This window comes from Streptomyces sp. NPDC005070, from assembly GCF_053600395.1.
Genome location: NZ_JBSFZS010000078.1, coordinates 1 through 23,334 on the forward strand (window position 1 = coordinate 1; position 23,334 = coordinate 23,334).

Sequence of the window (23,334 nt, forward strand, 5' to 3'; positions counted from 1 at the left end):
GGCTTCTCCTCCAGCGACCCCGGCCGCCTCTTCCTCCCCACGATCATGGACCCCGTCTACGGCTACCAGGTCACCAACGTCGAAGCCTCCATGTCCTCGCCCTCGTCGCTGCTCCACTGGACCCGCCGCATGATCGAGATCCGCAAACAGAACAAAGCCTTCGGACTCGGCAGCTACACCGAACTCCCCTCCTCCAACCCCGCCGTCCTCGCCTTCCTGCGGGAATACAAGGACGACCTCGTCCTGTGCGTGCACAACTTCTCGCGCTTCGCCCAGCCCACGGAGCTCGACCTGCGCACCTTCAACGGCAGGCACCCGGTCGAGCTCATCGGCGGCGTGCGGTTCCCGGCCATCGGCGAACTGCCCTACCTGCTCACCCTCGCCGGCCACGGCTTCTACTGGTTCCGGCTGCGCCCCGCGGTCGGGCCCGGCACCACGAGGCGATCGTGAACGCGTACCCCTCGACAGCCCGCCCGCCCCTGAAAGGACGTGCCGTCATGGCGAACACCGCTCTGCAGCGTCCGAGCGGCCTCGACACCGCTCCGCTGTTCACCTCGCTGGCCGAGCTGCTGCGCGCCTGGCTGCCGCGGCAGCGCTGGTTCGCGGGCAAGGGCAGGCCCGTGACGGATCTGACCCTGCTGTCGAGCACCGAGCTGTACCCGGGGTGTCTGCATCTGCTGGTCCGCACCGAGCACCTCGGCCCGCCCGCCCACGGCACGGCCGGCACCCCCGCGGCCGAGGACTGCTACCAACTGCTCCTCGGTGTGCGGGAGGTCCTGCCGCCACGGCTGGCCCACGCCTTCATCGGCCGGGCGAGCGCCGGCCCGCTGGCCGACCTGACCGTGTACGACGCCTTCCACGACCCGAAGGCCGCGGGACTGCTCCTGGAGCGGCTGCGCCGTTCGAGTAAGGCCGGACCGCTGCGGTTCGAACGCGACCCCCGTGTGACGGTGCCGTCCGGTCTCGCGCCGCGTCTCCTCGACGCCGAGCAGTCCAACACCTCGCTGGTCTACGGAGACGAGTTCATACTGAAGGTCTTCCGGCGCGTCCAGCCCGGCATCAACCCGGACCTGGAAGTGCCGCGCGCCCTGGCCCGGCAGGGCTGCACCCGCGTCCCCGCGCCGGCCGCGTGGTTCCGGACCTCGGAGCCGCAGGAAGCGACCCTCGGCGTCCTCCAGCCGTATCTGCGAGGCGCCGCGGACGGCTGGGCGCTGGCACTCGAGTCCCTCGGCTCGCGGCAGGACTTCACGGGTGAGGCGTACGAACTGGGCCGGGCCACCGCCGAGGTGCATCTGACCCTGGCCGAGGCCTTCCCCGTGGACGCGCCGAGTCCGTACCGGAACAAGCGGCTCGCGGAGGCGATGCACGGGCGTCTCGACTCCGCCGTCCGCTCCGTCCCCGAACTGCGCCCGCACGCGCCCGGGTTGCGGTCGGCGTTCGACGCGCTCGCCGCCCTGGACTCCGCGGTCCGCCCCGCCCAGCGTATCCACGGCGATCTCCACCTCGGCCAGGTCCTGCGCGCCGGGCGGCGGTGGTCGGTCATCGACTTCGAGGGTGAACCCGCCCGCCCGATCAGCGAACGTCGGCGTGTCCAGTCGCCTGTGCGCGATGTCGCGGGCATGCTGCGGTCCTTCGACTATGCGGCCCGCTCCCGGCAGCCCTGGCGTCCCGAGTGGGCGGAGCGCTGCCGCGAGGCCTTCTGCGCGGGCTACGCCGCCGCGGCGGCCTGGGACCCGCGCGAGGAGCCCGAACTGCTGCGCGCGTACGAGACGGACCGCGCCGTGTACGAGGTGCTGTACGAGGCACGGCACCGGCCCGACTGGCTGCCCGTACCCATGGCGGCCGTCGGACGGCTCGCCGACAGCTCCTGACCACCCACCACCGGTGACCGACCACCGACCACCGACCACCGACCAGCCTGAGCACTCCCGCCGACCACCCGACACCCCCAGCTTCGAGAGGCCCAAGCCGTGACCCGCACCGCATCCTCCCGCGTTCGACGGGCCAAGCCCGCCGCCCCGTCCGCGCAGCCCGCCGCGTTGGACCCCACGGATCGGGGGCGGCTTCTCTCCGGCGCCCATCACGATCCGCACGCGCTGCTGGGTGCCCATCCGGTGCCGGGCGGAGTGGTGTTCCGGGCGCTGCGGCCGTACGCCCAGGGGGTGGCGGTGGTCGTGGACGGGAACCGTACGGCGCTGGACGACCTGGGCGACGGGCTCTTCGGCTCCGTCCTGCCGTTCGACGCGATTCCCGCCTACACCCTGGTGGTTACGTACGACATCAGCGAGTTCGAGACGCACGACCCCTACCGGTTCCTGCCGGCACTCGGTGAGTTCGACCTGCATCTGATCGGCCAGGGCCGGCACGAGGAGCTGTGGCGGGCACTCGGCGCCGAGCCGATGACCCACGAGGGTGTGGAGGGCACGCGCTTCACCGTATGGGCCCCGAACGCTCAAGGGGTACGGGTCTGCGGGGACTTCTGCCACTGGGACGGCGCCGCCGGGTTCCCGATGCGCTCGCTCGGATCGTCCGGTGTGTGGGAGGTGTTCCTGCCCGGCATGGGTGAGGGGGCGCTCTACAAGTTCGACATCACGCGCCCCGACGGATCCCGCACCCTGCGCGCCGACCCGATGGCCCGCCGCACCGAGGTGCCTCCGGCGACCTCGTCGGTCGTGACACGGTCGTCGTACACGTGGCAGGACTCCAAGTGGATGAAGGAGCGGGCCGAACACCGCCCGGTGCACGAGGCGCCGTTCTCGGTGTACGAGGTGCATCTCCCCTCCTGGCGACCCGGCCTGACCTATCGTCAACTGGCCGACCAGCTCCCCGCCTACGTCACCGACCTCGGCTTCACCCACGTCCAGCTCATGCCCGTCGCCGAACACCCCTTCGGCGGCTCGTGGGGCTACCAGATCACCGGGTTCTACGCGCCCACCGCCCGGCTCGGCACCCCCGACGACTTCAAGTACCTCGTCGACGCCCTGCACCGGGCCGGGGTCGGCGTCCTCATGGACTGGGTCCCCGCGCACTTCCCCCGCGACGACTGGGCCCTCGCCCAGTTCGACGGCCGCCCGCTCTACGAACACGCCGACCCACGGCGCGCCGACCACCCCGACTGGGGAACCCTCGAATTCGACTACGGCCGCCGCGAGGTCCGCAACTTCCTCGTCGCCAACGCCACCTACTGGTGCGAGGAGTTCCACATCGACGGCCTGCGGGTCGACGCCGTCGCCTCCATGCTCTACCTCGACTACTCCCGCGAAGAGGGCCAGTGGGCCCCGAACGAGTTCGGCGGGCGGGACAATCCCGACGCCGTGGCGTTCCTCCAGGAGATGAACGCCACCGTCTACCGCCGCAACCCCGGCGTCGTCACGATCGCCGAGGAGTCCACGGCCTGGGAAGGAGTCACCCGTCCGACGTCCGACGGGGGGCTCGGCTTCGGCCTCAAGTGGAACATGGGCTGGATGCACGACTCGCTGGAGTACATGCAGCACGAGCCGATCCACCGCAAGTACCACCACAACGAGATGACCTTCTCGATGGTGTACGCCTACAGCGAGAACTACGTCCTGCCGATCTCCCACGACGAGGTCGTGCACGGCAAGCAGGCACTCGTCTCCAAGATGCCGGGCGACTGGTGGCAGCGGCGCGCCAACGCCCGCGCCTACCTCGGCTTCATGTGGGCCCACCCCGGCAAGCAACTGCTCTTCATGGGACAGGAGTTCGCGCAGGGCGGTGAATGGAAGGAGGCCGAGGGCCCCGAGTGGTGGCTCCTCGACCCCGCCTACTGCGCCGAAGCCGACCACCGCGGGGTCCAGGATCTCGTCCGCGACCTCAACACCCTCTACCGCGGCGAACCCGCGCTGTGGGAACGCGACACGGACCCGTCCGGCTTCACCTGGGTCGTCGGCGACGCCGCCGACGACAACGTCTTCGCCTTCCTGCGATACGCCGCCGACGGCACCCCCCTGCTCGCCGTCTCCCACCTCTCCCCCGCCGTCCGCCACGGCTACCGCCTCGGCGTCCCCGAGGACGTCCCCGCCTGGCGGGAGGTCCTCAACACGGACAGCCTCCGCTACGGCGGCAGCGACGTCATCCACCCCGAGCCCGTCAAGGCCGAGGCGATCGGTATGCACGGCCGCCCCACCAGCATCGAACTGACGCTGCCGCCGCTGGCGACAGTGTGGCTGCGGCCGGCCTGAGCCGGACCGCAGCCGCCACCGGGAAGCCCGCCTCAGGCCGAGGCGGGCTTCCCGGCCGTGAAGAGCCAGGTGTGGAAGAGGGCGGAGAGGTCCTTGCCGGACTCCCGCTCGGAGAGCCGGATGAACTGGGCCGTCGTCCCGTGCCCGGCGCGATGGACGGTGGCCCAGGTGCGCAGGATACGGAAGAACACGGGATCGCCGACGGCCGTGCGCAGCTTGTGCAGGACCATGGCGCCCCGGGCGTACACCGGAGTCTCGAAGATGTGCTCGCCGCTGCCGGGATCACCGGGCGGGAACGCCCAGAGGTCCTTGTCCGCGGGGGTGGCATACAGCGTGTCGAAGGCCTTCTGCGCGCTCTTGCCGCCGTGCTGCTCCGCGTACAGCCACTCGGCGTAGGTCGCGAAGCCCTCGTTCAGCCAGATGTCCTTCCACCGGGTCAGGGTGACGGAGTCGCCGAACCACTGGTGTGCGCTCTCGTGGACGAGGGTGTCCAGGTCGGGCGCGGAGTCGTAGACGGGACGGGTCTGGGTCTCCAGGGCGTAGCCGACCTGCGGGGCCCGGTCGACGATGGCTCCGGCCGCCCGGAAGGGGTAGGGGCCGAAGAGCTTGCTCTCCCAGGCCAGGACGGACGGCAGCTTCTTGACGACCGGCGCGGCGGCGGTCGCCTCGCGCGGGTCGACGGCGTTGTAGATCTTGAGGCCGTCGCGGGTGGTGTACTGCTCGACCTTGAACGTGCCGACGGTCGCCGTGGCGAGATAGGCCGCCATCGGTTCCGCCTGGCGCCAGCGGAAGGTGGTCCGGCCGTTCGCGGTCCGCTGCCCGAGCAGGACGCCGTTGGCGACGGCGGTGCTCCCCTTCGGCACGGTCAGGGTGAAGTCGTACGACGCCTTGTCCGTGGGGTGGCTGTTCGCGGGGAACCACGTCATCGCGCCCTGGGGCTCGCCGGCGACGAACGCGCCGTCGTCCGTGGGGATCCACCCGTCGAGGGAGCCGTCCGGGTCGGTGACCGGCTTCGGGGTGCCGGAGTAGGTGACGGTGACGCGGAACTCCTGGCCCTTGCGCAGGGTGTCCTTCGGGGTGACGACGAGCTCCCGGCCGTCGCGCCGGAACGCGGCCTTGGCGTGGTCGACGGTGACGCCGGTGACCTTCAGCCCGCTGAGGTCGAGGTCGAACCGGCTCAGCCGCTGCGTGGCCCGGGCGGTGATGACCGCCGTGCCGTCGAGGTGGCGGCTGTGCGGGTCGTAACCGAGCGTCAGATCGTAGTGGCGGACGTCGTAGCCCCCGTTGCCCGAGAGAGGGAAGTACGGGTCTCCCGCGCCGGCGGAACCCACGGTCCCGGCCGCCGTGGCGGGGCCCGCCGCGGTGAGCAGGGCGGCGATGGCCACGGGGACGGCCGCGACAACGGCCTCGCGGCGAAGGACGGTTGTGCGTCGTGCGGCCTCGTGCGGGCGTGGTGTCACGTTCGCTCCTCCGGTTCGACGGTGATCACTCGCGCACAGCCTATGAGTCCCTCCCCGCCCAGGCCCCCACGATCAGGTCAAGTCGCCACCGTGCCGCGGGGGCCGGTGGGCCGGTCGTGCTCACACCCAGGGCGGCGGACCGTCCGGAACGAGCTGGTGGACGTCGAAGAGGACGGCGGACTCGACGCCGAGCGCCGCTCCGCCCATGCCGGCCGCCCAGGTGAGGAACGGCCGCGGTTCGAAGGCGCCCGCGCCCAGGGCCTTGGTGTACTCGGCGTGCGCCTCCAGCGAGGCGATGCCGCGTTCGAGGGGTTCGCCGGTGACGTCGACGCCGTGGGTGGGCTGTTCCGCTCCGGCGACGCAGACCATCCGGATGCCGTTCCAGGGTTCCAGACCCTCGTCGGCGAGTTCGGGGAAGATCCAGCGGTTTCCCGCGTCGCGTGCCGCGTCGAGGGCGGCCAGGCCCACCGCCCGGTGGTCCGCCTGGTTGGTCATGCCGCCGACCATCCGTACCGTGAACGCGCCGGTCACCACGATGTCGGGCCGGTGGCGGCGCATCGCGCGCACGATCTCCCGGCGCAGCGCGGTCCCGTACTCGACGACGCCGTCGCGGTGATCGAGGAACTCGACGGTGTCGACGCCGACCTGCCGTGCGCCGGCCCGTTCCTCGGCCTCGCGCAGCGGTGCCGCCCGGTCCGGGTGCAGGCCGTCGATGCCGGCCTCTCCCCGGGTCGCCAGCAGATAGCTCACCTGTTTGCCCTGCGCTGTCCAGCGCGCGACGGCACAGGCCGTGCCGTACTCGATGTCGTCCGGGTGGGCGGCCACGGCGAGACACCGCTCCCAGTCCTCCGGCAGCGCGGGCAGGCCTGTACCGCCCCCGAAGCCTGCTTTGTCCTGTGTGGGATCCATGTCCGGCATGATGGCGCGCGGCGGGCGGACACCGACAGAGGCGCGCTTCCCGGGCTCGCGCGCCGGGCTTTCGCGCCCCTGTGTGCCCGGCGGGGCCGTGGTGCGCGTGGGTGTGGGCGGGGACCCGCCAGCAGTCGGCCGCCGGCCGCTGGCCGAACTGCGGGACGCCGTGGTGAAGTCTGTTCACACGTACACATACACGTCCGAGGATCCTGTGTCGGAAACCGTCGCTCACCCTCGGCGGCGCCGTCGGCCGACGGCGCGTCAGAGCTCGTACAGCGCAGAGGAGATGCCGTGACCACCACCTCGCCCACCTGGAACCTCGCACCCGTCAGGGTGGGGCTCGTCGGCGCGGGGCCCTGGGCGCGGGCCGTGCACGCCCGGGTGCTCGCCGCCGGACCGGAGACGGTGCTGACGTCGGTGTGGGCACGCCGGCCGGAGGCCGCCCACGAGACGGCGGCCCCCTACGGCGCGGGGGTCGCCGCGACGTTCGAGGAACTGCTCGACGACTGCGAGGCGGTGGCCTTCTCGGTTCCGCCCGCGGTGCAGGGCGAACTGGCCGTACGGGCCGCCGAGGCGGGCAAGGCGCTGCTCCTGGAGAAGCCGCTCGCGCTCGACCTGCCCGCGGCGCGGCGGCTCGTGGACGCGATCGACGCCTCGGGCGTGGTCTCCCAGCTCGTCCTGACGAATCGCTACCACCCGGCCACTCGGCGGTTCCTCGCGAAGGCGCGGACCCTGGACGTCTCGGGCGCCCGCTCCTGCGGACTCAGCGGCGCCTTCCTGGGCGGCGACTTCGCGACCCCCTGGCGCCTGGAGCACGGGGCGCTCCTGGACCTCGGACCGCATCTGCTCGATCTGCTGGACGCGGCCCTGGGGCCGATCGTCCGGGTGCGCGGCGCCGGGGATCCGCGCCGCTGGCTCGAACTCACCTGCGAGCACGAGAGCGGCGCGGTGAGCCAGGCCTCCCTCTCGGGCTCGGTCGAGGTCGAGCACGGGATCACCCGCGTCGAACTGTTCGGCCGGCATCCCGAGCTGGTCCTGGACTTCGGGGCCCTCGACCACGAGGAGTCCTGGCCCGTACTGCGCCGCGAGTTCGCCACCGCCGTCCGCTCGAACCTCCCAGCACCCCTCGACGCCCACCGCGGCCTGTACCTCCAGACGCTGATCACCCAGGCGCTGGAGGGCTGACGGGCCGCCCTGCCGGTCACCGCTCCGATCACCGCCCCGGATCGCCGCGGCGCGGCCGTTCAGGCGAAACGGCCGGCGGGGAAGCGTGCGGGGGCGGTGGGGGGTCGAGACAGGTGGTGTGAATCCGCCGAAGCTGCCGTTGATCGCGCCCATGCTCGCGACGCCCGGACCCCTGCCGGCCCCCGGCCAGGACATGCGGTGGGCGTACGAGACGAAGCAGGACGGTCAGCGTGCCGTGGTCTATCTGCCCGGGGACGGCAGCGTGACCCTGCGGGCGCGGTCCGGTGAGGACATCACCGCCGCCTACCCGGAACTGCGGGCACTCGGCGGTGTGCTCGGCACGACCGCGGCGGTCCTGGACGGCGAGGTGCTGGTCCTGGACGATCAGGGCCGGGGCGACTTCCAGCTCCTGCAGTCCCGGATGGGTCTCGCCCGGTCGCCGGGCAGGGCGGCCCGGCGCGCCGGGCAGGCACCGGCCCATCTCGTCCTGTTCGACGTCATGTATCTCGGCGGCGACCTCACGGGCCATCGCTACGCGCGGCGGCGCCGGATGCTGGAGAGCCTCTCCCTTGCGGGCCCGTTCTGGTCGACGCCGACGGCACTCGTGGGGCACGGCGACGAGGCCCTGCGGGCAACGCGGGCGAGCGGTCTGGAGGGGCTGGTCTGCAAACGGCTCGACTCGGTGTACGAGCCCGGCGTGCGCTCACGGTCCTGGATCAAGATCCGCAACATGAGGACCGCGGACGTACTGGTCGGCGGCTGGGTCCCCGGGAAGGGTCGTCTGTCGGGCCTGCCCGGCGCCGTACTCGTGGGCCAGCGCGACGAGGGAAGGCTGCGCTACGTCGGGAGCGTGGGCACCGGATGGAACGCGGCCGAACGTGACGAACTCGCCCGGCTGCTGCGGGCCGCCGAGACGGGCCGCTGCCCGTTCGACACCGTCCCGCGGGCGGCCGAGGCGCGCTGGGTGCTCCCCCGACTGGTGGGCGAGGTCCGCTACAGCACCCGTACCCGCGCCGGACTGCTCCGCCAGCCGTCGTGGCTGCGGCTGCGTCCCGACCTCGCTCCCGAGGACTCGGCGGCCGATCTCCCGTAGGCGGGCGCGGTGTGCGCAGGCGAAGGAGCCGGCCGCGCGCGGCGGTCGGCTCCTTCGCGGCCCGGTCAGGTTCTGCCGGGTCCGCCGCTGCCGAAGGACCCGCTGGATCCGGGTTGCCAGCGCTTGCGATGCTGGTCATCGGCGTGTTTGGTTCCCGCGGAGTGCATGTTGTACGGCATCAGCCGCTCACTCTCGTCCACGGCGTGCGGGACCTCGTCGGGTTCCCGCATCTCGCGCTCCTCGTGCACCGCCCCGCTGTCGGGCAGCCTGGGCTGCTCCTCGGGTGTGGGCGGGCGCGATTCCAGGTTCCGGACCCTGATGCCCATCCGGACGGCCCAGACGAGGGCACCGGCGATGATGAGGCCGCCGATGAAGGCGGCGCCCGCGTTCAGCGATGAGCTCGCTGTGATCAGATCTTGGCTCGCGGTGTACATGGTGTTCGCGTACCCCCAATACCAGGGGAAATCTGCGTACTGGCCCGTCAGCGACGGCCATTCCATTGTATTCCGGATCAATCCGGGCGCTATGCCGTGAATCCGGCCCCGTCATTCCGGGCGGTGCGCCACGGCCCCGAACATCGTCACCGACATGTGCAGGCCGCCCTGACGCGCGGCTTCCGTGAGGTCCTCGTACAGGCGGTCGCGCCGCGCCTCGTCGATGAGCCCGCGGTTCAGCGCCGAGTCACCGAGCATGCGGATGAGCGGCCAGGCGACCGACTTGTGGTCCTGGAGCAGCGCCTGCGATCCACGGTCGTCGATGACGAGTCCCGCGGCCGTCAGCCGTCCCACGAGCTTGCGTCCGGAGTACGGGTCGGCGGCCGCGGACAGCGCGCCGGTGGTGAGCGCGGCGATCGTCTCGGGGTCACCGGGGTGCAGGATCGTCGTCGCCCAGTCGGTGTCCAGCAGGGCGACGCGTCCGCCGGGGCGCAGCACGCGCGCTATCTCGAAGACGGCCTTCTCGGGTTCCGCGAGGTGCTGGAGGACCCGCTCGCACCACACGACGTCGACGGTGGCGTCGGGCAGCGGCAGGGCGAGGGCGTCGGCGTCGGCGAAGCGCGCGGCGCTGCGTTCCTCGGTCCCCCGCTGTTCGGCCACGGCGCGCAGTCCGGGGTTGGGTTCGATGCCGAGCACCCTGCCGCGGTGGCCCACGGCCGCGGCGAGACGACGGGTCTGCGATCCGGTGCCGGCGCCGATGTCGAGCGCCCGCTCGCCGGGCCGTACGGCCAGTGCCGCGTGCGCCCACGAACGCAGACGCTGTACGCCGTCGTTGACGTCCTGGGCGTCGAGAGCGCCCACCAGACGGGAGGTGCTGTCCGCGCTGATGTTCTGCGCGTGGAAGGCCGACGTAGGCCGCGTGTCCACCATGGCGGTCACTCTAGAACCACCATGGTCGTTTTTCAGATTCAGATTGTGTAACGCCTCAAGGCCGGTGTGACAAAAGCGAGCACAAGCACCGCGATGATCACCAGCAGGCCCCCGCCGGCGACCGCGGCGGGTGCTCCGAAGGCCGAACCGGCCGTGCCGTGCAGGACGTCGGCGACGCGTGGGCCGCCCACGACGACCACGGTGAAGACACCCTGGAGCCGTCCGCGCATCTCGTCGGTGGCGGCGGACAGCAGGATCGCGCCGCGGAAGACCATGGAGACCATGTCGGCGACCCCGGCCACGGCCAGGAAGGCCACGGCGAGCCACAGGCTGCCGCTGAGACCGAACCCGGCGATGGCCGCGCCCCAGGCCGCGACGGAGACGATGACCATCAGGCCGTGCCGGCGGGCGCGGGAGAAGGTGCCCGACATCAGTCCGCCCACGACGGCGCCGATGGGGATCGCCGCGAACAGCAGGCCGAGCGCGAGTCCTTCGCCGTAGGAGCCGTACGTCTCGGCGGCGAGCTGCGGGAACAGGGCGCGCGGCATACCGAGAACCATCGCGATGATGTCGGCGAGGAAGGACAGCAGCAGCACCTTGTGCAGGGCGATGTACCGGAAGCCGGCCACCACTTCGCGCAGGCCCGCACGCTGGGAGGCCGCCTTGGTGAGGGGCGGCAGCGCGGGGAGCCGCACGACGGCCCACACGGTGACGGTCAGGGCGAGGGCGTCGATCAGATACAGCTCGGGCAGCCCGATGAGGGGGATGAGCGCACCGGCGAGCATGGGTCCGGCCACCGAGCCGGTCTGCATGACCGTCGCGCCGAGCGCGTTGGCGGCGGGCAGTTCGTCCGCCGGGACGAGCCGGGCGATGGACGCGCTGCGGGCCGGGGAGTTGAGGCCGAAGAACGCCTGCTGGAGGGCGAGCAGGACCATCAGGACGAGCACCGAGTCCAGCCCGGTGACGGCCTGCGCCCAGAACAGCAGTGAGGTGACGGCTATGCCGGCGTTGGTGACGAGGAGCAGTTTGCGGCGGTCCACGCTGTCGGCGATCGCACCGCCCCACAGGGCGAACACGACCAGGGGCAGCAGACCGGCGAGGCTGGCGTAGCCGACCCAGGCCGAGGAACCGGTGATGTCGTAGATCTGCTTGGGCACGGCGACGGCGGTGAGCTGGCTGCCCACGGACGTGACGGCGGTCGACGACCACAGCCGGCGGTAGGCGGGGCGGCGCAGCGGCCGGGTGTCCATGGCCCATCGGCGCCATCCGGAGCGGTCGGCCCGCTCGGTCTGCGCGCTCGCGAGGGACTCCGCACTGCCGCCGCTCCCGTGGGACGCCGCGGCGCCGCCACTGCCGTCCGGCTCCGCGGCGCCGCTGTCCGTACTGCTCTGACTCGTGTCCACGCTCACCCTGGTTGCTCGATACATCTTTCGATCCGAGGATCACTATGGCCGAGCGTGGACGGCTCGTGTCCCCCGGGGGAGGCTATTGGCGCGAACGGGACGGGCGCACGGGGCAGCGGCGGCGCGGTACGGCGGTTCAGGCGCCGGCGATCAGGGTGGCGCCCATCGCGATCATCGTCGTGGCGACGAGACCGTCCAGCACGCGCCAGGACGCGGGCCGGGCGAGGAAGCGGCCGAGCAGCCGAGCGCCGAACCCGAGGGCGGCGAACCAGCACAGGCTGGCGAGCACGGCGCCCAGCCCGAACGTCCAGCGCAGCGAGCCGCGGCCGGCCGCCAGCGAGCCGAGCAGGAACACGGTGTCGAGATACACGTGCGGGTTGAGCCACGTCAGGGCGAGGCAGGTGAGGACGGCACGCCGCCAGGAGCCCGGGGATCCGTCGGCCGCCCGGAGGGCCGACGGCTTCAGCACGCGCCGGGCGGCGAGAAGTCCGTAGACGACGAGGAAAGAGCCGCCGATCAGGCCGACCGCGGTGAGCGCCGCGGGCCAGGCCACCACCACGGCACCGACCCCGCCGACCCCCAGCGCGATGAGCAGCGCGTCGGACAGGGCGCAGATGCCCACGACGGCGAGGACCGCGTCCCGGCGGACGCCCTGGCGCAGGACGAAGGCGTTCTGCGCGCCGATCGCGACGATGAGGGAGAGGCCGGCGCCGAATCCGGCGACCGCTGCGGCGAGGGCGTCTGTCATGCCGTCGACGTTAGAAAGCCGATCGCCAGGAGTACAGCTAAAGATTCTTACGTATCCTTAGCGCTCGTGATGACGGATCTCCCCCTCGACCAGGTGCGCACCCTGCTCGCCGTGGTCGACGAGGGCACCTTCGACGCGGCGGCCTCGGCCCTCCATGTGACGCCCTCGGCCGTGAGCCAGCGGGTCAAGTCGCTCGAACAGCGCACCGGCAGGGTCCTGCTGACGCGAACGAAGCCGGTGCGGCCGACCGAGTCCGGCGAGATCGTCGTGCGTTTCGCGCGCCGGCTCGCCCTGCTGGAGCGGGACGCGCACGCCGAGCTCGGCATGTCCGGCTCCGGTGAGCCCACCCGGCTGTCGATCGCGGTGAACGCCGATTCGCTGGCGACCTGGTTCCTGCCCGCCCTCGCCCGCGTGCCGGACGGACTCGGGCTGCGCTTCGAGCTGCGCCGCGAGGACGAGGACCACACCGCCGCCCTGCTGCGCGAGGGAACGGTGATGGCGGCGGTCACCTCGTCGCCCGACCCGGTGGCCGGCTGCTCCCTGCGCACCCTCGGGATCATGCGCTATCTGCCGGTGGCGAGCCCCGGCTGCGCCGAACAGTGGCTCGGCACCAGGACCGGCGCACCCCTGCGCGAGCTGATCGGCTCCGCCCCGGTGGTGGCCTTCGACCGCGACGACGACATCCAGGACGACTTCGTCCGCGCCCTCGCCGGCGGTCCGGGAGCGAGCACGCTGCGCCATTTCGTCCCCACGTCGGAGGGGTTCGTCGACGCCGTGGCGGCCGGGATGGGCTGGGGCATGGTGCCCGAGGTCCAGGCCGGTCCGCTGCTGCGCACCGGGCGGCTGGTGCGTCTCACGACCGGCCGGGACATCGACGTCCCCCTGTTCTGGCAGCAGTGGAAGCTCGATTTCCCCGCCCTCGGCGCGGTGGCCGAGGCCGTGGCGGCCGCCGCGGCCGGGACGCTGCGGCCCGGCCCGGTCTTCTGAATCACTCGCTTCCCGACAGCTCCCGAACCAGGCCCGAGCCGGTATGTTCACGCTGGGCACATTCGGGCGCGGCCGGGAAGAATGGCCTGACCTCCTGGTGCCGCGGAGGACGTCGAGGTGCGGTGAGCGACCCGAGAGGCGCATTCTTGCTGTGTTACCCCCCTGGTGCCGGGCGGACGAGGGCAGATCGATGAGAGGGAGCGCCGAGCGTGAGGGCCGGGCGCTGGACAGCCTGACCTCCCTGCTCACTGACGCGGTGACGGACGCGATCCGGGCCGCCCGCGGCTTCGCGGGGGGCGTGTATCTGCGCTCCGGCACGCCCGGACTGCTGCGTCTGGCCGTGCTCGCGGGCCTGCCGGGCCCCCTGTTCCGCCCCTGGTCCCGCATGCACGTGGACCGGCCGTTCCCGGTCGCGGACGCCCATCGGCTCGGTGTGGAGGTGCTCCTCGCCGATCCGACGGAGACGATGCGCCGCTACCCCCAGCTCGCGGCGGGACTGCCCTTCCAGTTCGGTTCGCTCTACGTGCCCGTCGTCAGCGACTCCACTTCGTACGGGGTCCTGATCGTGCTGCGCCCTCCGGCCTCCGACGCCACCGAGGTGCTGCCGGACCGCGACCGGATGACGGCGGTGGCGGCGGAGCTCGGAGCCCGCCTGGCGAAACTGGACAAGGACGGGTCCTCGGTCCTGTGGGACGCCGAACCGCTCGGAACCCGGCCGCCGGTCGACGCACCGTCCACCCGGTGCGTCGGGGGCTTCACCTGGAATCCGGACGACGGCAGGCTGATCGCGGACGACGCCCTGTGGGCACTTCTCGGGATCCCCCAGGAGGACTTCGCGGGAACCCCCGAAGCCTTCGCGGACGCGCTGGCCCACGACGAGCCCCGGCTGCTGCTGGCCGCTTTGCGCGAGACCGCCGCCGGCCGGCCGCCGCCCCATCCGCTGCCGGTACGCACCGGCGGCGGCGGACTGCGGCTCCTCGAACTGTGGACCGCGGGAGGGGCGGACGACCCGCCCTACCGGGTCAGCGGCGCGCTCGTCGACCCGGGCCCCGGACCGGCCGCGGACGGCGCGGCCGACCAGCTCCCGGAGGGCGTCTTCGCGATCGACCGGATCGGGCTGATCACCTACGCCAACCCGCGCGCCGCCGAGCTGCTCGGCCGCCCACGTGCCGAGCTGCTGGGTCGGCTGCTGTGGGACGTGGCGCCCTGGATGGACCACCCCGCCTACGAGGACCATCTGCGGGGCGCGCTGCTCTCACCGGACCCGGTGCACTTCCGGGCCCTCAGCCCGCTCGGGAACGGCACCGCGACGACTCCGGGCCACCTGACGGGCAGCTGGCTGAGCTTCTCCGTCTATCCGGGACCGCGCGGAGTGACCTGCAAGATAACGCCGCTGGGGCGGGCCTCGGAGGCCACCGGGAACACCCCGTTCGACGTAGAGGCGACACAGGCGGTTCGGGCCGAGGCCGAGGAGCCCGACACCGGTGTCCCGGGCACGGCACCGCAGTACCGGCCCATCGTCCTCGCGATCGCGCTGACGGAGGCCGTGACCGCGCGGCAGGTGTCCGAGGTGGTGATGCGCGAGCTGCTGCCCGCGTTCGGCAGCCGCCGCCTGGCCATCTACCTGCTGCAGGACCGCCGGCTGTATCTGGCCTGGGAGACCGGCTTCCCGCAGGGGTTCCTCGCCCCCTTCGACGGTGTGGGCCTGGACGCCAAACTGCCCGGCGTCGAGGCGCTCACCAGCGGCAGGGCACTCTTCTTCGAGTCGATGGAGCAGGTCGCCGCCGCCTACCCGGGCATCTCCCTGGACGCCACCGTCGGGGCCCGTGCCTTCCTTCCGCTGATCGCCTCCGGACGCCCGGTCGGCTCGTGCATCCTCGGGTTCGACAAGCCCCGCGGCTTCAGCACCGAGGAGCGTACGGTGCTCACCGCGCTCGCCGGGCTGATCGCGCAGTCCCTTGAACGGGCGAGGCGCTACGACAACGAGGCGGCGCTCGCCCGCGGGCTCCAGGAGGCACTGCTGCCGCACCGGCTGTCGGCGCACCCCCTCATCCAGACGGCGGGCCGCTATCTGCCCGGAACGGTGGGCATGGACGTGGGCGGCGACTGGTACGACGTCGTCGAGGCCGGCGACGGGCTCGCCCTCGTCATCGGGGACGTACAGGGACACGGCGTCCAGGCCGCCGCCACGATGGGCCAACTGCGCAGCGCTGTCCGGGCGTTCGCCCTCGGGGACCACTCGCCGGACGAAGTCATGAGCGGCACCAACCGGCTGCTCATCGACCTCGACCCGGGTCAGTTCGCGAGCTGCTGCTACGTCCGGGTGGACCCGGTGACCGGTGTCGCGCACGCGGCGCGGGCCGGGCACCCGCAACCGCTGCTGCGCCACCCCGACGGCCGCACCGAGGTCCTGGACCTGCCGGGCGGCGTGGTCCTCGGCGTGGATCCGCACGCCGACTACCCCGTGACGGACCTGGTGCTGGAGCCCGAGGCCGTCCTGGCCCTGTACACGGACGGGCTGGTCGAGCGGCCCGGCACGGACATCGACGACGGGATCGAGGCGCTTCGCGCGACCCTGGCCGACGCGGGCCCGCCGCGCCGCACGGCGGGCGGCCCTTCGCTGTCCCGCGCCGCCGATCTGCTCACCGCGGAGGCACGGCAGGCCGACGAGCGCCCCGACGACATCGCCCTGCTGCTCACCACCCGCCGACCGCCCGGCGGGGCCGAACGCCCATAGCGGACGCCCGGAACCGCGCGCGGTTCCGGGCCGGACGGCTCAGTGGGCCGCGTCCAGACGGGCCCGCTGGTCCGGGCCGAGCTCCAGGTCCACCGCGGCCAGGTTCTCCTCCAACTGGGCCACCGAGGACGCGCCGGCCAACGGGATCAGCGGCAGCTCGCCGCCGATCTGCCAGGCCAGCACGACCTGGTTGAGGGTCGCCCCCGTCTCCTTGGCCACCTCCCGGAGCACGCCGAGCCGGGCCGCGTTCCCCGGGTGGTCGTAGTCGGAGGGCAGCGGCTTGTCCCGCCGTCCGTAGGCGCCGCCCAGCAGCGGCGAGTAGGCGACCAGGGTCAGTTCCGGCTCCGCCCCCAGGTAGCTGAGGAGTTCTCCGGTCGCGGCGCCGAGGTTTCCCTCGGGGAAGAGCCCGCTCGGTACGTCGGAACGCGGGCGCAGCAGGCTGTGGTGGTACTGCAGGACCTCGTAGCCGGGCAGTCCGGCCAAGGCGGCCAGGGCGCGGGCCCGCTCCACACGCCAGACGGCGTGGTTGCTCACCCCGAGGAGTCCGACGCTGCCCTCCGCGACGAGTTCGGCGAACGCCTGGACGGTCTCTCCCGGTTCGACGGTGCGGTCCTCTATGTGCGCGTACAGCAGGTCGATCTTCTCCACGCCGAGGCGTTCCCGGCTCCTCTCGGCGGCCTCGCGGATCACCTTGGCCGACAGGCCCTCGGGGTTGTCGACGTAGCCGGTCCCCGGGGCGAGCGGGCGTGCGCCGAGCTTGGTCGCGAGAACGATCTCGTCGCCGACGCCCCGGCTGCGCCGCCAGCGGCCGAGGAGTTCCTCGCTCTGGCCGCCCTGGCCGCCGTCGGTCCAGAAGGCGTAGTTGTCGGAGGTGTCGATGAAGTTGCCGCCGGCCTCGACATAGCGATCCAGTACGGCGAACGACGTCTTCTCGTCGGTCAGCGAGCCGAACAGCATCGCGCCGAGCGCGAGCACACTCACCTCACGGCGGGTCCCCGGGTCCGTGCCGATCGTGCGGTAGCGCATGGTGTTCCCTCCCGTTCGGGCCCGAAGTCCCCGGGTCCGAACAGGAGTCTGGTTGTTGGAGTGCTCTTGAGGTCAAGCCTTGGCGAAGGGCCCTTCCAGGGCGGCCCACTGCAACAGCATGATCGTCTTGGCGTCCGCGATGTCCCCGGTGCGGATCATCGACAGGGCCTCACGGAAGGGCAGTTCGACCGTCTCGATGTCCTCGCCCTCCTCGTCGAGTCCGCCGCCCTCGTGCGTACGGGTGGACGGGCCGTACGAAGCGGCGTAGAAGCTCACCCGTTCGGTGACCGAACCCGGACTCATGTACACGTCGAAGACGTGCTCGACCGTGCCGACGGTGTGCCCGGTCTCCTCGACGACCTCGCGGCGTACGGCGTCCTCGGGGTGTTCGTCGTCCTCGTCGAGGAGGCCGCCGGGCGTTTCGACCAGCATGCCGTCCGGGTGGCCGTTGACGTACACGGGATAGCGGAACTGCCTGGTCAGCAGGACGGTTTCCCGCTCGGCGTCGTACAGCAGGAGGGTGGCTCCGTTGCCGCGGTCGTGCGTCTCGCGCTCCTGGGTGCTCCAGGTTCCGTCGGCGAGCTGAAGGTCGAAGGTGGTGGTGCGCTCCACGTACCAGTGGCAGGACAGGAGTTGCACGTCGCGGATCCTGACGCGCGGGTTGCCGGTCAGATCACGGCCTGTCCGGTCGAGTCCGGTGCGGCCCCGGCGGTCGGGGGTGTCGATGCCGGCGGTCATCGCGCGCGGGCCCGGCGGGTGCGGGAGTTGTCGTTCATGGGCTCTGTCTACCATTCCGAGACCAAGATCCCGGTTACAGCGGGGCTTCGCCCGTTTAGGCTCACGGCATGGAACAGACGGAGATCATCCTGCGCGCGATCGGCGTGCTCACCGAGACCAACGCCATGGTGCGCAGGATCGCCCAGGACGAGGAGGACGAGGTCGAGTCGGCCGAGAACAACCTGGGCGCACTCGTCACCGAGGTGTTCCCGCGGGTCGAGGTGCCCGGTGACGCCGGGCCCGCGGAGGCGGGGCAGGCGGTCGCGGACGCCTATCTGCCCGCCGCCATCTCGCTGGTGGGCGCCTTCGCGTTCCTCTTCTCCGAACTCGCCGACCTCCACGACTCCGGGCGGACCGACGTCACGACGGCCGATCTGCTCCAGGATCTCGCCCTGCGGATGTCCCGGGCCGACAACACGTAGCTCCGCGGCCGGCCCGGGGCTCTCCTGACCTGCTCCCGGTTCAGGAGTGCGGAACGACCGCCACCGGGCAGGGCGCGTGGTGCATCACCGCGTGGGCCACCGAACCGATCCGGACGCCCACCGCGGAGCGGTCGGCCCTGCGGCCGACGACCATCAACTGGGCCCGGTCGGAGAGGGACAGCAGCACCTGGCCCGCGCTGCCCATCTCGATGTGCTGGGTGACGGGCACCTGGGGGAAGCGTTCGCGCCACGGCTGGAGCGCCTCGGCCAGCGCCTTCCGCTCGTACGGCTCCAGGCCGCCGGCCTCGTCGAGCATCTTCAGCGAACCGGGGCTGTAGGCGAACACCGGCGGCAGGCTCCACGCCCGTACGGCCCGTACCGCCGCGCCACGCGCCGCCGCGGTCTCGAACGCGAACCGGAGACCGGCGTCGTCCTCGGGACCGCCCTGATGGCCGACGACGATCTCCCGGCCGCCCGCCTCGTCCTCGGGCCGGTCCTCCGAACGCACCAGCACCACCGGGCAGGACGCCTCGGCGATCACCCGCTGGCCGACGGAACCGAGCAGGAAGCCGACGAAGGCGCCGTAGCCGCGGGACCCGAGCACCAGGGTCCCCGTTTCGGCCGCGACGCCCAGCAGTGCCTCGACCGCGTCGCCTCCGGCCGAGTCGATCACGTCGATCGTGACCCCCAGACCGTCGTGCCGGTCGGTGACCGTGCGGGCCGCGTCCTCGATCATGTTGTGGACCCACTGTGCCTGGTCCTCCCTGTCACCACCGCCGACCATGTCGTGCGGCGGCCAGTGCCAGGCGTACACCACCCTGAGGGCCACGTCCCGGCGGACGGCCTCGCGGCCCGCCCAGGCCAGTGCCGCCCTGCTCTCGGGCGATCCGTCCACGCCCACGGTGATCGGGTGGGTCATCCGCCTGCCTTCCGTCGCCGGCCCGCCTGTCCGGCCGGGTGCTGATCCATCCTGACCGCTCCAGTGTCCGCCACCGGCGGCCACGACGGATTCGCGGCGGGACGTGGAGCAGGACATGCGGGGGGGCACGGGCTCTAGGCCGACGCGCGGACCACCAGTTCCGGGTCGAAGATCAGCGATGTGGGTTCGGTGCGGACGCCTCGGATGTGTTCGTCCAGGAGAGCGGCCATCGCCGCGGCCATCTCCTCCACCGGCTGGCGCACGGTGGTCAGCGGCGGGCGGCAGGTCACCGCCACGCTGGAGTCGTCGAAGCCGACGACCGCGACATCGTCCGGCACCCGTCTGCCCCGTTCCCGCAGCAGTTGGCACACTCCCTGGGCCATCAGGTCGTTGGCGGCGAACACCCCGTCCACATCCGGGTGTTCGGACAGCAGCCCGGACATCGCCGCCATACCGCTGTCCAGCGTGAACCCGCCCTCGGCGACCGGAACGTACGGGTGTCCGCCGCGGGCCATCGTGTCGCGGAACCCGGCGAGCCGGTCCTGGCTCGCGGCCACGGCCAGCGGTCCGGTGACGGTGACGATCCGCCGGCACCCCCGGTTCAGCAGGTGTTCGGCCGCCAGCCGCGCTCCCTCGCGGTGGGCGAGATCGACGTAGCTGAGCGGCACGGGTCGGGAGGGCCGGGCGAAGAGGACGGCGGGCAGGCCCGCGTCGGCGAGCAGAGCGGGAAGCGGGTCGTCGGCGTGGGTGGAGACGACGAGGGCGCCGTCCGCGCTGCCCTGCCGGAGGTCGGCCAGCACCTGGGCCCTGGTCTCCGCCGATTCCGCGAACATCAGCAGCGGATGCATCGAGCGCGGACGCAGGTATCCCACGACACCGCTGACGACCCGCCCGAAGAAGGGGTCCGCGAACACCCGTGCCGCGAAGGCGTTCTGCTCCTCCCCCGGGGTGTCGCCGGCGCCCGAGACGATCAGCGCCACCGTCTGGCTGCGCCGGGTCACCAGTGACCTCGCGGCCCGGTTGGGCGCGTATCCCGTGCGCTCGATGGCCGTGCGCACCACCTCCTGGATCCCGGGATCGACGTTGCGGACACCGTTGATGACCCGGGACACGGTCGCGCGGGAGACTCCGGCCACCCGCGCGACATCCTCCAGCGTGGGAGCCTGTCTGTTCATGGCGGCACCCTAACGGCACGGAAGCGCCCCGGGATAGAGCGCTCTCCCCGTCCGCCCCGGCACTCAGCCGACGGCCCGGACCAGTGCGGTGGCCGTCAGCGGCAGGGCGCCCGCGGAGCTCCCCGCGAGCACGCGATAGGGGCCGGGCCGCGTGCGCCACGCGTGTTCGTCCTCGGCCCAGTGGCGCAGCGCCCGGGGCGGTATCCGCACCGACACCGTTGCCCGCTCGCCCGGTTCGGCGCTGACCGAGGTGTACCCCGCGAGCCAGCGCGCCGGGCGGGCCGGCGGGCCGGGAGGCCCGGCGAGATAGACCTGGACGACCTCGCGTCCGCGTCGCGGGCCGGTGTTGCGGACGTCGACCCGCACGGTGAAGGGCTCGCCGGCCACGATGTCGCCGGGGACACGCAGTTCCTCGTACGCCCAGGTGGTGAAGCCGAGTCCGTGCCCGAACCAGTAGGCCGGTTCGCGGTCGTGGCGCGCCCAGGCGCGGTAGCCGATGTGCAGGCCCTCGGTGTAGTCGAGGTGTCCGTTCTCGGGCCGGGTCCGGGTGACCGGGGCGTCGGCGAGAGCCGCCGGCCAGGTCGTGGGCAGCCGCCCGCCGGGTTCCGCCCGGCCGAACAGCACGTCGGCCAGGCCCGCTCCGCCCTCCTGGCCGGGGAACCAGGTCAGCAGGACGGCACCGGCCCGCGCACGCCAGGGCAGTTCGACCGGTCCGCCGCTGTTGACGACGACGACCGTGTGCGGTGCGGCGGCGGTCACCGCCTGGACCAGCTCGTCCTGTCGTCCGCCGAGACCGAGGTCCGTCCGGTCGCATCCCTCGGACTCGCCGTGCTCGGTGGTGCCGACGACCACGACCGCCGCGTCCGCGTCGCGGGCCGCCCGCACCGCCCCGGCCAGGGCCGGGCCGTCGTCGGGGTGTGGTGGGGCCGCGGTGACGACGGTGGCCCGGCCGGTCCCCGGGGCGAGTTCGCGGCGCGCCACCACGCGCACCGCGCGTCCCGCCGTCAGGGGGACGGGCACACCGTGGACCGGCGGGTTCACGTGGACGACCGCCGGATCGTCGGTCTCCTTGTCGAACCGCCCTTCCAGGACGATGCGTTGGTCGACCGCGATGCTCAGGCGGCCGAACCCGCCGACTCCCAGCGTCCATCGCCCCGAGATCCGTGGAAGCAGGAGGGCGGCGATCTCGACGGTGTGCGCCCCGGGCGGCAGCGGTGGCTCCAACTGGCGTCCTCCGAGCCGGTGTTCGGTGAGCAGTTCACGCCCCGTCGCGTCGAGGACACGCAGCCGGACGCCCGGATCGCCCGTGACGGGATCGGTGCACAGGTCCGGGGTCAGGGGCCCCGCGGGCGCGCCGGTCGAGGGGCCCGGCACGTGGACGACGCGTACGCCGTCGCCGAGCGCGTCCCTGATCCCGTCGAGCGGAGTGACGACCCGCTCCGGGAAGACCCCCGCGCTGCCGCCGCCCTGGGTGCGCGGCAGGACCGCGTGCGCGCCGATCACGGCGACGGTGCGCAACCGGGCGGGATCGAGCGGGAGGACACCGCGATTGCGCAGCAGGACGGTGCTCGCGGCGACGGCCTCGCGCAGCAGCGCACGGGCCCCGTCCCGGCCGGTGCCGGACGGAGCCTCCTTCGACGCCTCAGACGCGCACGTCGGCACTGGCCGCGGGTCCGGCACGGGCACCGACGTCACGGACCCACACGACGACTCCGGCCGCGCCTCCGACGCGCACAACGGCACCGCGGGCGCGCACGCCAGGTCCGGCCGCCCCTCCGGCTCCGAAGGCACACACGACGGCTGCGCCTCCGACACCGGCACCGCGGGCACGCGGGGCGACTCCGGCTGTGGATGCGGGTCCGACCCCGCCGCAGGCGAGCACGCCGAGTCCGGCACCGGCACCGGCACCCACGGCGAGTCCGGCCGCGGGAGCGACGCTGACGCCGGAGGTGGCGGCACCGGCTGCGGGGCCGGCACCGGCGCCGGGGCCCGCTCGGGGAACGACGGAGCCTGCGGCGCGATCCCCGGCTCCCCCGGCTCGCCCAGCGCCCCGCACGCGGCGGCGAGCCCGAGCAACCGCCGCACCTTGTCGTCGACGGCTTCCCGGGGGACGCGCCCCTCTTCCACGGCCCGCACCAGCGCCTCGCCCCAGACGCTCTCCGGCCCCGGCATCACGAGGTCGAGGGCGGCGCGGGCGGCCGGTTCCCCGTTCCGCACCGCGCCCCAGTCGGAGACGACCACGCCGTCGAAGCCCCACTCCCCCTTGAGAGGGTCGTGGAGCAGCGGACTGGCGGTCATCGTGGCGCCGCCGACGCCGTTGTACCCGGCCATGACGACCCGGACGCCGGCCTCGACGGCCGCCTCGAACGGTGCCAGATACACCTCTCGCAGAACCCGCTCGGACACCCGTACGTCGACGGTCAGCCGGTCGGTCTCGGAGTCGTTGGCCACGTAGTGCTTGGCGGTGGCGGCCACTCCCCGTGCCTGGATTCCCCGGACGAGCGCGGCGCCGGTGCGGCCGGTCAGTTCGGGGTCCTCGGAGAAGCACTCGAAGTGCCGTCCGCCGAGCGGCGTCCGGTGGAGGTTGAGGGTGGGCGCGAGGACGACGTCGACGCCCTTGCGGCGCGCCTCGGTGGCGAGCAGCCCTCCGAGACGCTCCACCATGTCGTCGTCCCACAGGGCCCCGAGCGCGGACGCCGAGGGCAGCAGCAGCGCCGGAGCGCGCTCGTCCCAGGACTGGCCGCGCACTCCGGCGGGACCGTCCGACAGGACCATCTCCCGGAGCCCCAGGGCCGGTTCGGCCCGGGTGCGCCAGGTGGTCGCGCCGGTCAGCAGCCGGACCTTCTCGCGCAGGGTGAGTTTGCCGAGGAGCGCCTCGCGCTCCGCCGCGTCGTCCGAGCCGCTCACGCTTGCCGCCTCTTTCC

General features: G+C 72.8%; 19 protein-coding genes. 8 read left to right on the top strand and 11 right to left on the bottom strand.

Features of this window, described 5'->3' with window-relative positions; all coding sequences use genetic code 11:
- From ACWEBX_RS24645 to glgB, 3 genes are all read left to right on the top strand, one after another.
- Nucleotides 1-450: alpha-glucosidase C-terminal domain-containing protein (locus tag ACWEBX_RS24645; protein WP_451886992.1), on the top strand; the 450-nt coding region annotated here is incomplete at its 5' end.
- 47 nt (nucleotides 451-497) lie between these two features.
- Nucleotides 498-1,871 carry a maltokinase N-terminal cap-like domain-containing protein gene (locus ACWEBX_RS24650; protein ID WP_451886993.1) on the top strand — a complete coding sequence of 458 codons (1,374 nt, stop codon included), beginning with the start codon at nucleotides 498-500 and terminating at the stop codon, nucleotides 1,869-1,871.
- A 99-nt stretch (nucleotides 1,872-1,970) separates the two neighbouring features.
- Nucleotides 1,971-4,202: a 1,4-alpha-glucan branching enzyme gene (gene glgB, locus ACWEBX_RS24655; protein ID WP_451886994.1), complete on the top strand. Its 2,232-nt coding sequence runs from the start codon at nucleotides 1,971-1,973 to the stop codon at nucleotides 4,200-4,202.
- Between the two features lie 32 nt (nucleotides 4,203-4,234).
- Here glgB and ACWEBX_RS24660 read toward each other — a convergent pair whose 3' ends face one another.
- Nucleotides 4,235-5,662, bottom strand: coding sequence for a M1 family metallopeptidase (locus tag ACWEBX_RS24660; protein WP_451886995.1), 1,428 nt, complete (start codon nucleotides 5,660-5,662; stop codon nucleotides 4,235-4,237).
- A gap of 120 nt (nucleotides 5,663-5,782) precedes the next feature.
- Nucleotides 5,783-6,571 (bottom strand): PIG-L deacetylase family protein, encoded by a 789-nt coding sequence (locus ACWEBX_RS24665; RefSeq protein WP_451886996.1) that lies wholly within the window; start codon nucleotides 6,569-6,571, stop codon nucleotides 5,783-5,785.
- A 294-nt stretch (nucleotides 6,572-6,865) separates the two neighbouring features.
- On the opposite strand from ACWEBX_RS24665, the gene ACWEBX_RS24670 reads away from it, so the two are divergent.
- Together ACWEBX_RS24670 and ACWEBX_RS24675 are read left to right on the top strand one after the other, a co-directional pair.
- The gene (locus ACWEBX_RS24670) at nucleotides 6,866-7,759 is read left to right on the top strand and encodes a Gfo/Idh/MocA family protein (protein ID WP_451886997.1); all 894 of its coding nucleotides are present in this window, start codon (nucleotides 6,866-6,868) and stop codon (nucleotides 7,757-7,759) included.
- A 151-nt stretch (nucleotides 7,760-7,910) separates the two neighbouring features.
- A complete protein-coding gene (locus tag ACWEBX_RS24675) occupies nucleotides 7,911-8,852 on the top strand; it encodes an ATP-dependent DNA ligase (protein WP_451887020.1) in 942 nt (313 codons plus the stop codon).
- Between the two features lie 65 nt (nucleotides 8,853-8,917).
- Here ACWEBX_RS24675 and ACWEBX_RS24680 read toward each other — a convergent pair whose 3' ends face one another.
- The 4 genes from ACWEBX_RS24680 to ACWEBX_RS24695 all read right to left on the bottom strand — a co-directional run bounded on the left by ACWEBX_RS24680 (nucleotide 8,918) and on the right by ACWEBX_RS24695 (nucleotide 12,367).
- Complete coding sequence (locus tag ACWEBX_RS24680) at nucleotides 8,918-9,286, bottom strand: DUF6479 family protein (RefSeq protein ID WP_355768438.1); 369 nt, start codon at nucleotides 9,284-9,286, stop codon at nucleotides 8,918-8,920.
- A gap of 111 nt (nucleotides 9,287-9,397) precedes the next feature.
- Complete coding sequence (locus tag ACWEBX_RS24685; protein ID WP_451886998.1) at nucleotides 9,398-10,216, bottom strand: methyltransferase domain-containing protein; 819 nt, start codon at nucleotides 10,214-10,216, stop codon at nucleotides 9,398-9,400.
- Nucleotides 10,217-10,254: 38 nt separating this feature from the next.
- Nucleotides 10,255-11,643, bottom strand: coding sequence for an MFS transporter (locus ACWEBX_RS24690; RefSeq protein WP_451886999.1), 1,389 nt, complete (start codon nucleotides 11,641-11,643; stop codon nucleotides 10,255-10,257).
- A 112-nt stretch (nucleotides 11,644-11,755) separates the two neighbouring features.
- Complete coding sequence (locus ACWEBX_RS24695; RefSeq protein ID WP_451887000.1) at nucleotides 11,756-12,367, bottom strand: LysE/ArgO family amino acid transporter; 612 nt, start codon at nucleotides 12,365-12,367, stop codon at nucleotides 11,756-11,758.
- A 66-nt stretch (nucleotides 12,368-12,433) separates the two neighbouring features.
- Here ACWEBX_RS24695 and ACWEBX_RS24700 point away from each other — a divergent pair, with 66 nt between their 5' ends.
- Nucleotides 12,434-13,354 carry a LysR family transcriptional regulator ArgP gene (locus ACWEBX_RS24700; protein ID WP_451887001.1) on the top strand — a complete coding sequence of 307 codons (921 nt, stop codon included), beginning with the start codon at nucleotides 12,434-12,436 and terminating at the stop codon, nucleotides 13,352-13,354.
- 190 nt (nucleotides 13,355-13,544) lie between these two features.
- Nucleotides 13,545-16,091, top strand: coding sequence for a SpoIIE family protein phosphatase (locus ACWEBX_RS24705; protein ID WP_451887002.1), 2,547 nt, complete (start codon nucleotides 13,545-13,547; stop codon nucleotides 16,089-16,091).
- Between the two features lie 39 nt (nucleotides 16,092-16,130).
- Here the strand turns inward: ACWEBX_RS24705 and ACWEBX_RS24710 are convergent, their stop codons facing one another.
- Together ACWEBX_RS24710 and ACWEBX_RS24715 are read right to left on the bottom strand one after the other, a co-directional pair.
- Complete coding sequence (locus ACWEBX_RS24710) at nucleotides 16,131-17,117, bottom strand: aldo/keto reductase (protein WP_451887003.1); 987 nt, start codon at nucleotides 17,115-17,117, stop codon at nucleotides 16,131-16,133.
- 72 nt (nucleotides 17,118-17,189) lie between these two features.
- Nucleotides 17,190-17,855, bottom strand: a complete 666-nt coding sequence (locus tag ACWEBX_RS24715) for an NUDIX domain-containing protein (RefSeq protein ID WP_451887021.1) — start codon at nucleotides 17,853-17,855, stop codon at nucleotides 17,190-17,192.
- Nucleotides 17,856-17,962: 107 nt separating this feature from the next.
- Here ACWEBX_RS24715 and ACWEBX_RS24720 point away from each other — a divergent pair, with 107 nt between their 5' ends.
- Nucleotides 17,963-18,316, top strand: a complete 354-nt coding sequence (locus ACWEBX_RS24720; protein ID WP_451887004.1) for a hypothetical protein — start codon at nucleotides 17,963-17,965, stop codon at nucleotides 18,314-18,316.
- A 40-nt stretch (nucleotides 18,317-18,356) separates the two neighbouring features.
- Here the strand turns inward: ACWEBX_RS24720 and ACWEBX_RS24725 are convergent, their stop codons facing one another.
- From ACWEBX_RS24725 to ACWEBX_RS24735, 3 genes are all read right to left on the bottom strand, one after another.
- The gene (locus ACWEBX_RS24725) at nucleotides 18,357-19,235 is read right to left on the bottom strand and encodes a universal stress protein (RefSeq protein ID WP_451887005.1); all 879 of its coding nucleotides are present in this window, start codon (nucleotides 19,233-19,235) and stop codon (nucleotides 18,357-18,359) included.
- Between the two features lie 134 nt (nucleotides 19,236-19,369).
- Nucleotides 19,370-20,410: a LacI family DNA-binding transcriptional regulator gene (locus tag ACWEBX_RS24730; protein ID WP_451887006.1), complete on the bottom strand. Its 1,041-nt coding sequence runs from the start codon at nucleotides 20,408-20,410 to the stop codon at nucleotides 19,370-19,372.
- Nucleotides 20,411-20,473: 63 nt separating this feature from the next.
- Nucleotides 20,474-23,317: a glycoside hydrolase family 3 C-terminal domain-containing protein gene (locus ACWEBX_RS24735; RefSeq protein WP_451887007.1), complete on the bottom strand. Its 2,844-nt coding sequence runs from the start codon at nucleotides 23,315-23,317 to the stop codon at nucleotides 20,474-20,476.
- Between the last annotated feature and the right edge of the window lie 17 nt (nucleotides 23,318-23,334).